Here is a 14,738-nt window from a genome sequence, read left to right on the forward strand (position 1 = left end):
CTAAAAATGACAGTTAAAAAAACATGGTTAATATCGCTGTGTGCGTTATGCATATTATCAGAGACAGCCCCGGCAATGGCTGAAACAAATGCTCAGGATATTTTGAAAAAAAGTGACGATGTCCGGAATCCGCCCCGCGCGTTCAGTCTGGTGACAACGCTGATCAGCTATAAAAACGGCCAGCAGCATGAAAAAAGTGAGCTGAAACTGTATTCGCGTCCGGATGAAAACGGCGGGCAGTATCACAGTTTATTACGTTTTATCAGCCCGCAGCGTGATGCCGGAAAATTAACATTAAAAAGCGGGCGTGACCTGTGGATGTATGATCCTAACAGTAAGGCCAGTGTTCCTATTTCCCCGCAGCAGAGATTATTGGGTCAGGCCTCTAACGGTGATGTGGTGACGGCAAACTGGGCTGCGGATTACAGTGCGTCTCTGGTCGCGGAGGAAACCATCAAAGATGGTGATAAACAGGATCGTGACTGCTACCGTCTTCATTTAACGGCAACAAACCCTGACGCCGCTTATCCTGCCATGGAATTATGGGTAGATAAAACCAGCTTTAAAAGCCATAAAGCCGAATTTTACGCCTTAAACGGAAGTCTGCTGAAAACCACGTATTATCGCCGTTATGATTCGGTATTAGACGGGGAAAGACCGACTGAAGCGGTGATTATTGACGGTATTAATTCACAGCTGGTGACCGTGATCCGCAACCAGCAATTTGAATGGAGTGATGTTCCTGCATCCTGGTTCCAGCGTGATTTTTTACCTCATATCCGGGATAACTGATTCATGCTGAACCGCTCTGCTTGCAGAATTGCCGGTATATTCTGCCTGGCCGGATATAGCCTTTTACGGGCCAGTCCGGCCGCCGCTATGGAAGACTCCGTCCTTCAGGCACTGGAAATCGCTGATAATACGGTATTTGAGGAAGTCAAAAGCCATACACTGTCCATGGCGGCTGAAATAGCCGGAACCATCAATGAAGCAGGTAAAAATATTCAGCGCCTGTCACTGGATATGCGTCTGGATACCCCGGTCTTTTCAGATAAGGCCAGGGTTGTCGTATCCAACCGGACTGATGCCCGCTTTTACGGCGCGCTGGGCCATAGCGGTAATGTAAATACGCTTCGTGAAGCCTATATCAGCTACAAAGCAGCCTCGGATACCATTGTGGAAACCGGTCGTATCAATACCCGCTACGGGGTTGCTCTGGGGTATAACCCGACTGATTTTCTGGGCAAAAATACCGTACGTTCTGTCGTTTCCGCTGATCCTGAAAGTCTGCGGACAAACAGACTGGGTAACGTCATGATACGCCTCCAGCAAGGCTGGGATAAAGCATCTGTCACCGCTATCATCGCCCCGAAACTGGGAGATAAGCCAAATAATGCCGCTTTCAGCCCGGACTGGGCTGCCGGTAACCCGCGGGATCGCTTGTTGTTATCCGCGAGCTACAAATTCGGGGAAAATTTTAATCCGCAGATTTTATATTTTCAGGAATCCGGACGCTCGCCTCAGTTCGGCCTGAATATTTCCCGCGTCCTCAGCCGCTCAACACTGGTATACGCCGAGTGGGCCGGCGGGCGGCAGCCGCTGACATGGCAAAATGCATTACCGGACGGTCAGCAGGAAGATAAATGGCGTAATCGCACAGCTGCCGGTATAACCTGGAGTTCTGACAGTAATCTGACACTGCGTCTGGAAGGACATTATGACGGCAGCGCAGATAATGAAAAGGCATCTCAAAAGCTCTCCCGCCTGCCTCCGGCTGCGATAGCACAATCCGGCCTGAGCAGTAATATGCAGGATGTGATGGCATCAAAACGATCGGTATTATTTCAGGCTTATCATAAAGATATCATTGACCAATATGATCTTAATCTGATCCTGCAACGGGATTTGCAGAAAAGTAAAAATATAGGTTTCGCTGAAGTCCGCCATCATATGGGACCGGCAGATGTTGCTTTGCAGTGGCAGAAAACCTATTCACTGAATGAAAAAAAAGGGTATGAAATCACGCCGGAACAGCGCTGGCAGTTATCACTCAACTATTATTTTTAACCCCCGGAACGGATTCCGGGACTTTAATCTGATAAGAGCAGTGTCTGTGATGACAACAGAAACATCATCACACTGTTCTTGTTTCCCGTCCCAAATAAGTCAGATATCCCCGATATATGCATTATTTTTTCATCAGTCTGTTTTTTATGAAAAATAATATCAATTTATTTTTCACCTCAGTACAAACACCTACCCTTAAAAGTAGTATTTACATTCTGTTTTATTGATATTTTATCTCTGATTTCACATCAATTTTTATATATAATACTAAAATCAGGAAAAAACCCGCATTCTGTATTCATGAAAAAAACAGCACACCACCCATCGGGACATAAACCCACCACAGTACTTATCAGTAGATACTTCCACCATTTACATGCCATTTTTCAGATAAAAACACCCACTATAAAGCCAATAATCAGAATCAAACACCAAAACAAAATCTTTTATTATTGCATTACATCATTTTACAGCGCTATAATTGCTAACGATAAATACGTACACATTAAATATTTCTGCTATTAAAAATAGTTATTTAAAAATACTTATTTAAAAACAATGCCAGATATTTTTATCCGGGATATTTTGTCGCATTCTGTTTATATATTTTTATATAGCAGAATTATGCTTTCGTATTTATCAACTTCACTATCAACTACGAAAGGAATGTAATATGAAATTAACAAAGATATTATTACCATCTCTGAGTGCTCTGTTATTAACATCCGGTGCAATGGCTGCACCACAACAATCAACAGGGACAATTAACTTTACCGGTTTTATTGGTGCTGCAACATGTGAAGTCAATGGCGGCAAAGATTTAAATGTTTATCTGGGTCGTCATGAGGTTTCAAAATTTACCGGCACCGGTACAGCGGTTAAAGGTGATAACGATGTTAACCTGACTTTAACTAACTGTTCAGGCAATGCTCAGTTACGTTTGATTGGTGAAAAACATGCCGGTGGCGATAAAAGTGTTCTCGCACTTAAAGAACAGACAGGTTCTGCCTCCGGTGTTGGTATCGCATTAAAACGTGATAATGATCCCGGCCGTTATTTTAATTTAGATGGTTCTGATAATTATGATTTACAAGTTGGCCGGGATGGTTCCGCTACTTTTAAATTCATGACTTATTATCTTCAGAAAGAAAATAAAGTCACAGAAGGTAAAGCTGACGGTACATTGACTTATACAATCACATATTCATAAAGTTAATTCCGGGGTGAATATTCATTCACCCTGTTTTATACAAATAGCAGGTATATGATGAAACACATTAAATTAATAATCATCATGATTTTCATATCATTATCACAGTTTTCATATGCAGGTATTTTACTTGGCTCTACCCGCGTTGTTATAGAAAATGGCCGTAACGAAGGCTCCGTGAATGTGCATAACAGAGAAGATAATAATTATCTTATTCAAAGCTGGGTTCTGGATAAATCTGAAGTACCTACAGACGATATTGCATTAACGCCACCGCTGTTCAAACTGAATGCAAACACATCCAACGCATTACGTATTGTAATCACGAAAGACTTACCTCAGGACAGAGAAACGCTTTACTGGCTTAATGTGAAATTTATTCCTTCCGTTAAAAAAAGCAATCTTGATAATAACTCACTGAGTTTTGCTTTAAACAACAGGATTAAAATTATTTACAGACCGGAATCACTGTCCGGAGAATCAATCAATCAGGCATTCGAAAAAATAATCATAAAAAAATCAGGTAACGCACTTAAAATAAAAAACCCGACAAAATACTTCATTAACATTAGTAAAATATCAATAAATAATAAAAACATTAAAAATCCGGGTTATATCGAACCAGAGACTGAGGTATCTCTTGATTTACCGGGAAATAATAAAAACGGAAATCTTGAATATATATTAATTGATGACCTTGGAAAATTAAATACGTTTTCAGTCATCATCTGATACCTGAGAATCACAGAGTATATTGAATACAGGGATAATGTTATGCCAGCTTCTGCCAAACACAACCACCTTTCTGTCCTGATATTGTTATCACTTTTATCTTCCGCAGATCTTGTTTACGCAGAAGATTATTTTGAACCGGCATTCGTGACCGATCCGTCAGGTAAACGCCTTTCTGTTGATTTAACACCTTTCAGGAAATCCGCTTACCTGCCGGGAACTTACCATGTTGATATTTTTATTAATGACAATTATGTCGACACCAGGGACATAGTTTTTACAGCGTCAGATGATAACTCAGAAGAATTAGTCCCCTGTTTACCTGATACTCTGTTGATTCAGTACGGTATAAAAGCAGATAACTATCTCAGCGATAATCACAGCGGACAGTGTTATGCCCCGGGTAATATCCCTGACACCTCATACCGCTTCATACCATCTGAAAACCGGCTTATTGTGTCAGTTCCGCAGATTGCCCTTGATAATCAGATATTGGATAAACTCATTGAACAGCGGTGGGATGACGGGATCTCTGCGGGATTTGCTGATTATAATTTATCCGGCCGGAACCAGAAAAACACCAAATATAATCAGACTGATAATACGCTTTATCTGAATCTTCGTTCCGGGATTAATGCCGGTGCCTGGCGCTACCGTAATTACGGGATATGGAACAGGGAATCTGACGGCAGTCAGCATTGGGAAACACAACTTAATTATATTGAACGTCCGTTACGGACACTCAAAAGCCGCCTTTTATTTGGTGATAATTACTCAGATTCACAGGTATTTGAAGCCATACCTTTCCGCGGGGTAAAGATGTGGTCTGATAATCAGATGTACCCGGATTATGCCGGCGTTTATGCTCCCGCCATTTCCGGTACAGCATCCGTTGATTCCGCGATTGAAGTTTCCCAGAACGGCAGGGTTATCTACCGGACCAATGTTCCGGCAGGCCCTTATGAGATTACTGATGTTGTCCCGTTAAATAACGGTGATAACCTGGATGTTTTACAGACAGGAATTGACGGCAGTATTCAGCGTTTTATTGTTCCGTTTTCTGTCCTTGATTTTCTTAAGCGCAAAGGACACCTCGAATACAGCTTAACCGGCGGACAGTATCGTCCGTCAGAAAAAAATAAAGATAATAATAAGCATCATTTTTTACAGACAGATGCTTTTTATGGCCTGACCGACAATATTACGCTATTCGGCGGTATTCAGGCTTCCTCCCGTTACCGGGCATATGATATGGGGGCGGGGATTAATATACCTGATTTAGGCGCAGTCAGTGCTGATGTTACCGCGACACATGCAACACCAGAACACACCAGCGCCCTGAACGGACAGGCATTCCGCCTCCGTTATTCGAAAGGACTGAATTCATACGGCACCAATATTACATTTCTGGGGTATCGCTATATGCGCGGCGACTATCTCACTATGCAGGATATGTTTGATTTCTGCCGGAATACACCGGATAACCAATCTTATTCGCGCCGGAAAAATCAGTTTGATGTTACATTAACACAGCAATTACCGGCATCTGCGGGACAAATTAGTGCAACCAGTTCATATCAGACGTATCATAGTTACGATAATAATGAACAGAAAGTTGAATCCTATAATATAGGATACAGCAATTCATTCCGTTATTTCAGCCTGAATATGAACTATACCTTTTATAAAAACACACTAAATAACTATACTGACAATAATATCCGGGATAAAAATAACGATCACGTATTATCAATGAATATCAGTATACCTCTTACAGGGAAATATAAAGAAAACTGGATAAACTATGGTATGTCCACTAACAAAAACGGAGATACAGATAATTACGCAGGGGTTGGTGGCCTGGCATTTGACGACCGCAGTTTGTCATGGAATGTACAACAGGGATACGGTAATCGCGGACACGGAAATTATGGCAGCGCATACGGTACCTACAAACACGCATACGGTGATTTAAATGCCGGCTACTCATATCAGAAAGATAACCGTCAGTACAGTTACGGCGCCAGCGGTTCTCTGATCATGAGTGAATATGGTATCGCAGCAACCCGTCCGCTGGGGGAAACAAATGCTCTGATATATACGCCGGGGGCGCAGGGGATCACCACAGAAAATGAATCAGGAGCCCGAACAAACTATTTTGGTCTGGCGGTTACACCCAATCTTATTCCGTACCGCAGCAATATCATACGCCTGAATCAATATTCACTGCCGGATAATGCAGAAGTGGATACCCCGCTGAAAGAAGTTTATCCGACACGCGGCGCTATTGTTCTGGCGGATTATTCAACTCAGATTGGTCAAAAGATGCTGGTCACTCTGCATGATACTGCCGGAAATACATTACCGTTTGGTGCATATGCCACGCTGAACGGAAGTGAGGAACGGTATTATGTCAGTAACTACGGTCGTGTTTATTTATCCGGTGCGCCGGAATCAGATGAAATACAGGTAGTCTGGGGTAATAAAAATCAATATCAGTGCCGGTTTACTTATGACATAAGCAGTAAAAAGAAAGTGAATGGTCTTTATATTTTTGATGAAACATGCCGGTAACGTATCGGCTGTTTACTCCGTACATTACCTCTGAATATAAGAAGGTTATTATCATGTTTAAGATGACTTATTGTTGTATTTTCCCTGCCATTCTCTTTTTCACATTACCGGTCAGTGCAAATGAATGTGATATAAAATCAAAGACTGATATAGACAAAAGCGCTCATATACAGATACGAACTGAAGAAAAAATCACAGTAAATAAAGTATTGGGTACTCAGATTTTTCAGGGCGAAAAAATATCTGTTTGTGATAATCCGCAAGCCGGTGATTTTATATTAATGGCTAATGAACCACGCAGCAATGCACCGGCGCGCCACTTTAAAGATATCAATGGTGTTCCGGCATATTATCTGAACGATGAATATGCGTACTCAATTCAGTCAGATAAAAATGTCAGCTTTACTGCACAGGGTAAAAAATTATCCGTTACCGGACAACCGGGGCAGTTGCCCGGTTCAGTGATTACTATTTATGCAGCAACAGATAATCCACGGCCATTATCATTATCCTCTGCACAAATCGGCAGTATAAAAAACAGCCACAATGAAACTGTCATGAGACTGACGCTGTCAGCCAATATTGATCCAGCAGACAACTGCGTTATCAATAATAAAAATGTTTATTTTAAATTCAGTGCAATAGATACCAGTGAGTTACCCGCCAATACAGGATTAACCTCGTTCTCAGCTGATAATACGTTATCACTGAGCTGCACAGACAGCAGGATAAATAAAACTGTAACGATGAAATTAAACAGTACCAGTGACTATGCTGATCCCGGACAATCAATAATCGCATCGGATAACCCGGGGATAGGATTTATGCTCTTCAGTAACGGACAGCAAATAACACATCAGACTGAAACAGAACTGGGCGATATGACGAATCATTTTGAGCCTCAGCTGGTTGCGCGCCTTTATAAGCTGACCAGAGATATCACCCCCGGTGCATTTAAAGGATCTGTTGAATATACCCTTAAATTCAATTAAACCAGCCTCATCGCGAATAAAGGCTATATTCAGATTATCGTTGTTCGTTAACAGAAACAGACAAAATAACAGGCTGATTATAAAGATACAGAAAGATAACAACAGCGTTCAGAAGAAAGCGATTTTCTTGTAAGACTTGATTTATCAGGGATTAAAAGATTTCAGGGGGGGATTACAGAAAGTGGAGATGGCGGAGGAGGAGAGATTCGAACTCTCGGACGGTTTCCCGTCGGCGGTTTTCAAGACCGCTGCCTTAAGCCGCTCGGCCACCCCTCCGCAATGACGAGCACTATAGTCTCCTCCCGGCGCCTTGTAAAGTCCCGGATAGTCCGAATGACGGAAATTTAGTCATTTCTCAATGTGTTAGCTGATTTTATCATCACAACCGCCGGTTTCTTTCTTCTGGTGCTTGGGGTAGCCGCAGATTTTTGCTACATTTTCATTCTCATTTTCAGCAGGTTCAGATTATGTTTGTGTTTGAAGGGCGTGAAATCGCCACTGATCCCCACGGCTATTTACTCAATGTACAGGACTGGCAGGAGTCGATGGTGCCGCTGCTGGCTGAACAGGAAGAGATTATCCTGACAGAACAGCACTGGGAAGTTATCCGCTTTGTGCGGGATTTTTATCTGGAATTTAATACCTCACCGGCTATCCGTATGCTGGTAAAAGCGATCACACAGAAGTATGGCGAGGAGCGCGGGAACAGCCGTTATCTGTACCGCCTGTTTCCGAAAGGCCCCGCCAAACAGGCGACAAAACTGGCCGGACTGCCGAAACCGGTGAAGTGTATCTGACCGCCGTTTATTCGTGGCGGACACGGAATACTGCAACTTCCCTGTAATCACAGGGGGTTGCGATAATATCCGTGACTTTCGCCCCCGGCGGCCCGCCTGCCTCCAGCCACGCGGTCATCGCGTCAAGCACACTTTCATCGCCATACGCTTCAATTTCCACGCTGCCGTCCTGACGGTTACGGACAAAACCGGTCACATCGTGGCGTTTTGCCCAATAAAACGTTTGATAGCGAAAACCCACGCCCTGAACGCGTCCGTATACGGTAAAATGTCGTCCTGTCTTCATGATATCGCTCCTTTTTCTGAAAATAGCACTATTTTAATCTGTATCGCTGTCCGCCGGTTGTAATTTTCCCTGCACCCCGATAACCTGAAATTGTCAGCTGTTGCTGATTGCAGTGATAGGAAACAACAATCTGTTAAGGGATTGAATCTGTCATCAGTACCCCCCATATTAGTAACAGAGCAAGTTTCTTCGGAGGTGATTATGATGATTTCAAGTAAGTTCGGTATCGGACAACAAGTCCGCCATAAGCTGCTTGGCTACCTGGGCGTGATTGTTGATATTGATGCTGAATACTCACTGGATCAGCCGGAAGAGGACGATATCGCATCCAATATGAACCTGCGCTCTGCGCCCTGGTACCACGTCGTGATGGAAGACGATAACGGTGAACCTATCCATAGCTATCTGGCAGAAGCCCAGATCACTTATGAGATGGATGAAGACCACCCTGATAACATCACTATGGATGAGCTGGCTGAGTCCATCCGCAACCAGTTACAGTCTCCCCGGTTGCGCAATTAATACACGAAGAGCCCCGCCACTCACATGCCGGGGCTTTATTTTTGCTTATTTTTCCAGCCCCAGACGCGGGATCTCAATTTTCGGACAACGATCCTCAACAAACAGCAGCCCGGCGTTTTCCGCCAGTGTTTTCGCCTCACTGCTGACGATTCCCTGCTGCAGCCACAGCACTTTTGCTTTCACCGCGATCGCTTCCTCTGCAATACCCGGCGCCGCATCTGCGTTACGAAAAACATCCACCATATCCACCGGCTCCGGAATATCAGCCAGCGTGGCATAGACCAGCTGACCTATCAGCGTTTTTCCCGCCAGTTTCGGATTCACCGGAATTACCCGGTATCCCTGCCCCAGCAGATATTCCATCACATGATAAACAGGGCGGTCCGGTTTATCACTCGCACCGGCCACGGCAATCGTTTTTACCTGCTGAAGAATACCGGTCAGAAATGCGTCATTCATATAAGCCTCTTTTGTCATCCTGCACAACAATCTGAGTTATAGCATACTGAATTGAAAATCACCTGTTGGCGGAACCTTTTTTTTCGCTTATGTTATTGAATAACATTTTATTCGCCGGAAAAGAGAGCGTTATGGAATCAACCACCCGAGTACTGACCAGGCATAAAAAAATCGCCCTTGTGGCACACGATCACTATAAATCCAAATTACTGGACTGGGTTAAGCGCAATCAGGCTAAATTAGAGAGCCACGAACTGTTCGCCACCGGTACGACCGGCAAGCTTATCAGCCGCGAAACAGGACTTGAAATCACCGGTATGCTGAGCGGCCCGATGGGCGGGGATCAGCAGATAGGGTCAATGATTGCGGAAGGGAAAATTGATGTGCTGATTTTCTTCTGGGATCCGCTCAATGCGGTACCGCATGATCCGGATGTAAAAGCCCTGCTGCGTCTGGCGACCGTCTGGAATATCCCGGTGGCGACCAATATGTCCACCGCCGATTTTATTATTCACTCACCGGATTTCGATAATGATGTGGATATTGTTATTCCGGATTACAACCGCTATTTAAGTGAGCGGACTCAGTAACCGCGTGTGGCGGCGGTGAACCTCCCCCGCCGCATCTTCCCCGTTCAGGGCTTTTTCACCCGGCTGACACCCATATCCGCCAGTTCTTCCGCAAAACAGGACGGCGAGTCTTTGTCATACAGCAGCCAGACCTGTTTTTTCGCCCGTGTCAGTGCCACATACATCAGGCGGCGCTCCTCGGCGTGCATAAATTCCTCTTCCCGCGGCAGCAGTCCCTGTTCAATCACCGATTCCCGCGCAGCTGCGGGGAAACCGTCCCGTTCATCCGTCAGCCCGGTAATAATGACATAATCCGCCTGCTGCCCTTTTGAGGCATGTATAGTCATAAAGCGGATAGTAAGATGCGGCCAGCGGGTTGCGGCCAGCGACAGAATATCCGGTTTCAGATGGTGATAACGTGCCAGAATCAGGATCGTTTCCGCTTCTGTCACATAGCCGCTCATTTTATTCAGCAGTGCCTCCAGCTGATTGTCCGGCAGTAACAGAACGGCTTTCTTATCCCCTTTCGTCAGGCTGTTAAGCGGTTTATTCAGTTGTTGCGGATTGCACTGAATAAAGCCGTTGGCGATTTCACCGATACGGCTGTTAAACCGGTATGTGGTATCCAGCGCACACCGGCCGCCATCGCCGAAAACAGCACTGAAATCGGTGGTCAGCGTCAGTTCCGCGCCACTGAAACGGTAAATCGCCTGCCAGTCATCACCGACAGCAAATAATGTGGTTTGCGGATTCTGGGCCCGCAACGCGTGGATCAGTTTTGCCCGCAGCGGAGAGATATCCTGGAATTCATCCACCAGCACTGCTTTCCACGGCGAAATAAACCGCCCTTTCTCAATCAGATTCACCGCCTGATGGATAAGCCCGGAGAAGTCTGTCGCTCCCTCTTCTTTCAGAGCCGTTTTCCAGGCTTTTAAAAACGGAGCCATCAGTTTGATTTGCTTTGTGAATTCCGCAGCGATATCCGGCGGTGCGGATTCAATCATCACTTTCTGGCTGCCGCCGTTCATGCGCATCAGGCTCAGCCAGCGATCAATTCTCGGCACGATGCGGCGGCACAGGCTGTCATCTTCCCAGTATTCGCCCTCATCCACCCGCCAGTTCATACTGCCGGTGATAAGTTCACACCAGCCTTTTGCCTGCGCTTTTTTCTCACGGCACTGAGTCTGCCAGACCGATTTAATCAGTTCATGACGGGCAGCCGTATCGCTTTCCAGCTCACTGATCACCGGCGATTTATTGGATGCCTCGCGGATAATATGCAGCGCCAGAGCATGAAACGTTTTGCTGCGGATATCTTCCGTATGCAGACAGCGCTGAATACGCTCATTCATTTCATCCGCCGCCTGCCGCCCGAAAGCCAGCATCAGGATCTGTTCCGGTAACGCCTGCTGACGGCGCAGCAGCCAGCCCGCCCGCGCCACCAGCACCGATGTTTTGCCGCTCCCTGCTCCGGCCAGCACCAGCACGGATGGTTCACCGTTGACCACCGCCTCACACTGCGAGGTATTCAGCGGGGAGGATTCAATATTGGCAAAGAAATCCGCATACGTTTCGAGGCATTGTTCTGTCCATTCCCGGTTACGCTGACGGCGTTTTTCATCTGTATGAGTGAGCCAGTCCAGACAAAACTGATATGACGGCGCGCAGTTATCAAAACCGGTCAGACGGGCACGGGGCAGCGGCAGTGCCGCAAAGGTACGCAGAATACTGTCATGCAGTTTCTGACTTTCCGGCTGTGTCAGCCAGCGATCGGCCTGAATAACCGCGTTAATTTCACTGACCTGTTTATCCAGCACGCCTGCGCTGACCACACTCATTTCGTCACTCCAGCGCGACCAGATATCAGTAACATACTGATAAAACGCCTGAGTTTCCTGCCACTGAGTACCATGCAGACGCACAACCTGCTCATCCGGCAGTTCAAACTCCAGTTCACCCCAGACAATGCCGCGTTTACATTGGATATTGATTAACTCATTGAAAGGAATAACATACCGGTGTTTTGCCCCGCTGACTTCGATACCTGCGTTGAGTAACCGCACGCGGTTGTAAGGATGCCGGGCCAGTGTCTGCCCCATTTGTGTTGATTTTAATTCCATGTGTTCCGCACCGTTACAAGATTGAAATCAATATGTGATAAAACCAGATGTGGTAAAACGTATGCCAGCGCCATACCATTGCCATATTACAGTAAAGATGTCATTAGTTTACTGCCAAATTCCCGTTAAGGGTATTCTGACTCATTGAGGTTATTGTGCTTGCAGCGTTTTCCGGCTTCAGCCGGTATATTTATAACAGTAATTTTCTTTACTATTTCCGCATTCTGATTGCGCTGACCGGTACCACTCTGGTGCCGTGGCTGCTGCACATGCCGCCGAAAGTCACTATCGCCCTGACGCTCGGGATGGTGGCCGCCGCACTGACAGACCTCGATGACCGGCTTGCCGGACGCCTGCGTAATCTGTTTATCACGCTGATCTCTTTCTTTGTCGCCTCTGCGTCAATTGAACTGCTGTATGACCACCATCTCCTGTTTATGGCCGGGCTGGCCGTATCAACCAGCGGGTTTATTCTGCTGGGAGCGCTCGGTCAGCGTTACGCCACCATTGCTTTCGGGGCACTGCTGATCGCCATTTACACGATGCTGGGAAAAAACCTGTTTGATGACTGGTATCAGCAACCGCTGTTACTGCTGACAGGGGCGGTCTGGTACAACCTGCTGACCCTGACCGGGCATCTGTTTTTTCCTGTCCGCCCCCTTCAGGATAACCTTGCCCGCTATTATATGCAGCTCTCCGGCTATCTGGAGGCAAAAGCCAACCTGTTTGATCCGGATATCGAAGAAGATTATCAGCAATCTGTTTTTGAACTGGCCATGGCAAACAGTGCGCTGACCGACGCCATGCATCAGGCGAAAACCACGCTGTTCTCCCGTCTCAAAGGCGATCGCGGGCAGCGCAGTACCCGCCATGCGCTTCATTATTACTTTGTCGCCCAGGATATTCATGAGCGGGCGAGTTCATCCCATATCCAGTATCAGAATTTAAGTAACGAACTGCGCTACAGCGATATCATGTTCCGTTTCCAGCGGCTGATGACAATGCAGGGACATGCCTGCGCCGCGGTGGCACAGGCCATTTTGCAGCGCCGAAAATATCATCATAATCCGCGCTTTGAACGGACGTTCTCTTATCTGGAAAACTCCCTGAATCTGCTGGAACAGCAAAAACCCGGCAACAGCAGTGTCATGGCACTGCGCCATCTGCTGACCAACCTGCGCGGGGTCGATTCCCAGCTGAAAGGTCTGACTGCGGAGCAGACTCAGTTGCCGGCTGAAAAGATGCAGGAAGATGCCCGGCTGTCCAACGAAAACTTACAGGGACTGCGTGATATCTGGGCACGTGTCCGGCAGAACCTGACACCGCGTTCAGCCCTGTTCCGCCACGCCATCCGGATGTCACTGCTGCTGTGTGCCGGTTACGCTATCATTCTGACCTTTGATTTAACCCGCGGTTATTGGATTATGCTGACCAGTCTGTTTGTCTGCCAGCCTAACTACAGCGCCACACGACGCCGCCTGATGCTGCGTATCACCGGGACACTGGCGGGGATACTGATCGGCCTGCCGGTCATGTATTTTGTGCCTTCTTATGAAGGACAGCTTATTCTGATGGTACTGTCCGGACTGATGTTCTTTGTGTTCCGTACCAGTCAGTATGCCCAGGCAACGATATTTATCACCCTGCTGGTGCTGTTCAGTTTCAACCTGCTGGGCGAGGGGTTTGATATCGCGATTCACCGCATTATTGATACCATAATCGGTTGCGGGCTCGCCTGGTTTGCGGTCAGTTATATCTGGCCGGACTGGAAATACCGTCAGCTCCCGCTGGTCATTGACCGTACCATGCAGGCAAACGGCCGCTATCTGGAACAAATACTGCAACAGTATTACAACGGCAAAAGTGACAGCCTGGAATACCGGGTTGCCCGCCGCGATGCGCATATCAGCGACGGGGAATTTGCCTCTGTTGTGGCCAATATATCCTCAGAGCCGAGCAGCTACCGCACATCACAGGATGAAGCATTCCGCCTGCTCTGCCTGAACCATACGCTGCTCAGTTATATTTCCGCTCTCGGTGCCCACCGGACCAAACTCACGGATGACACTATTCTGCGTCTGCTGAACGACGCCATCCGTTATATCGAGACAGCTCTGCAAAAAGGACACCGGGAAGAGTTGCGGATTCAGGCGATTGCGGATGCACTGGCACAGCGTCTGGATAAATGTACCGGTGATAACCACAGTACCGAGCAGTTGGTACTGGAACAAATCCGTCTGTTACTCGGTCTGACACCGGACATTACCGGGCTTATCCGGCAGATAAATGACAAAGAGCAAGCTCTGCCGCCGGCCACCGGACGGTTCCGCCGCAAAAAAAACATTGCGGCGGATGATACGCAGAACGGATAATCCCGGCCCGGGGACGGTAACATTCCCCGGGATGGCCA

Annotated in this window: 13 protein-coding genes and 1 tRNA gene; 10 read left to right on the forward strand and 4 right to left on the reverse strand. The window is 46.7% G+C overall.

Going from position 1 to position 14,738, the window contains the following annotated elements; translation table 11 throughout:
* Positions 1–102 precede the first annotated feature (102 nt).
* The 6 genes from R5268_RS02660 (at position 103) to R5268_RS02685 (ending at position 7,575) form a co-directional block, all read left to right on the forward strand.
* Positions 103–792 (forward strand): outer membrane lipoprotein-sorting protein, encoded by a 690-nt coding sequence (locus tag R5268_RS02660; protein ID WP_247715631.1) that lies wholly within the window; start codon positions 103–105, stop codon positions 790–792.
* Between the two features lie 87 nt (positions 793–879).
* Positions 880–2,067 (forward strand): hypothetical protein, encoded by a 1,188-nt coding sequence (locus R5268_RS02665; protein ID WP_247719175.1) that lies wholly within the window; start codon positions 880–882, stop codon positions 2,065–2,067.
* 673 nt (positions 2,068–2,740) lie between these two features.
* Positions 2,741–3,277 (forward strand): fimbrial protein, encoded by a 537-nt coding sequence (locus R5268_RS02670; protein WP_052926143.1) that lies wholly within the window; start codon positions 2,741–2,743, stop codon positions 3,275–3,277.
* Positions 3,278–3,331: 54 nt separating this feature from the next.
* Entirely contained in the window at positions 3,332–4,009 is a 678-nt protein-coding gene (locus tag R5268_RS02675) for a molecular chaperone (protein ID WP_317418728.1), read from the forward strand.
* Positions 4,010–4,051: 42 nt separating this feature from the next.
* On the forward strand, positions 4,052–6,583 hold the full coding sequence (locus R5268_RS02680; protein ID WP_317418727.1) for a fimbria/pilus outer membrane usher protein: 2,532 nt from the start codon (positions 4,052–4,054) through the stop codon (positions 6,581–6,583).
* Between the two features lie 281 nt (positions 6,584–6,864).
* Positions 6,865–7,575: a fimbrial protein gene (locus R5268_RS02685; RefSeq protein WP_218455300.1), complete on the forward strand. Its 711-nt coding sequence runs from the start codon at positions 6,865–6,867 to the stop codon at positions 7,573–7,575.
* 188 nt (positions 7,576–7,763) lie between these two features.
* On the opposite strand, the gene R5268_RS02690 is transcribed toward R5268_RS02685, so the two are convergent.
* Positions 7,764–7,851 (reverse strand) — tRNA-Ser (locus tag R5268_RS02690).
* Between the two features lie 191 nt (positions 7,852–8,042).
* On the opposite strand from R5268_RS02690, the gene R5268_RS02695 reads away from it, so the two are divergent.
* Positions 8,043–8,372: a TusE/DsrC/DsvC family sulfur relay protein gene (locus tag R5268_RS02695; protein WP_046892641.1), complete on the forward strand. Its 330-nt coding sequence runs from the start codon at positions 8,043–8,045 to the stop codon at positions 8,370–8,372.
* A gap of 7 nt (positions 8,373–8,379) precedes the next feature.
* Here the strand turns inward: R5268_RS02695 and R5268_RS02700 are convergent, their stop codons facing one another.
* Positions 8,380–8,658, reverse strand: coding sequence for an acylphosphatase (locus tag R5268_RS02700; RefSeq protein WP_107678262.1), 279 nt, complete (start codon positions 8,656–8,658; stop codon positions 8,380–8,382).
* Positions 8,659–8,859: 201 nt separating this feature from the next.
* On the opposite strand from R5268_RS02700, the gene hspQ reads away from it, so the two are divergent.
* Positions 8,860–9,180 (forward strand): heat shock protein HspQ, encoded by a 321-nt coding sequence (gene hspQ / locus R5268_RS02705; protein ID WP_004235876.1) that lies wholly within the window; start codon positions 8,860–8,862, stop codon positions 9,178–9,180.
* Between the two features lie 45 nt (positions 9,181–9,225).
* Here the strand turns inward: hspQ and R5268_RS02710 are convergent, their stop codons facing one another.
* Positions 9,226–9,639 carry a CoA-binding protein gene (locus tag R5268_RS02710; RefSeq protein WP_107678261.1) on the reverse strand — a complete coding sequence of 138 codons (414 nt, stop codon included), beginning with the start codon at positions 9,637–9,639 and terminating at the stop codon, positions 9,226–9,228.
* Between the two features lie 131 nt (positions 9,640–9,770).
* Here R5268_RS02710 and R5268_RS02715 point away from each other — a divergent pair, with 131 nt between their 5' ends.
* Complete coding sequence (locus R5268_RS02715; protein WP_046892717.1) at positions 9,771–10,229, forward strand: methylglyoxal synthase; 459 nt, start codon at positions 9,771–9,773, stop codon at positions 10,227–10,229.
* A gap of 44 nt (positions 10,230–10,273) precedes the next feature.
* Here the strand turns inward: R5268_RS02715 and helD are convergent, their stop codons facing one another.
* Positions 10,274–12,328, reverse strand: coding sequence for a DNA helicase IV (helD, locus tag R5268_RS02720; protein ID WP_317418726.1), 2,055 nt, complete (start codon positions 12,326–12,328; stop codon positions 10,274–10,276).
* A 155-nt stretch (positions 12,329–12,483) separates the two neighbouring features.
* On the opposite strand from helD, the gene yccS reads away from it, so the two are divergent.
* Complete coding sequence (gene yccS, locus R5268_RS02725; protein WP_317418725.1) at positions 12,484–14,700, forward strand: YccS family putative transporter; 2,217 nt, start codon at positions 12,484–12,486, stop codon at positions 14,698–14,700.
* The last annotated feature ends 38 nt before the right edge of the window (positions 14,701–14,738 follow it).

It is taken from the genome of Morganella sp. BCCO 40_0007 (assembly GCF_032989665.1).
In the GTDB taxonomy this organism is placed as follows: domain Bacteria; phylum Pseudomonadota; class Gammaproteobacteria; order Enterobacterales; family Enterobacteriaceae; genus Morganella; species Morganella sibonii.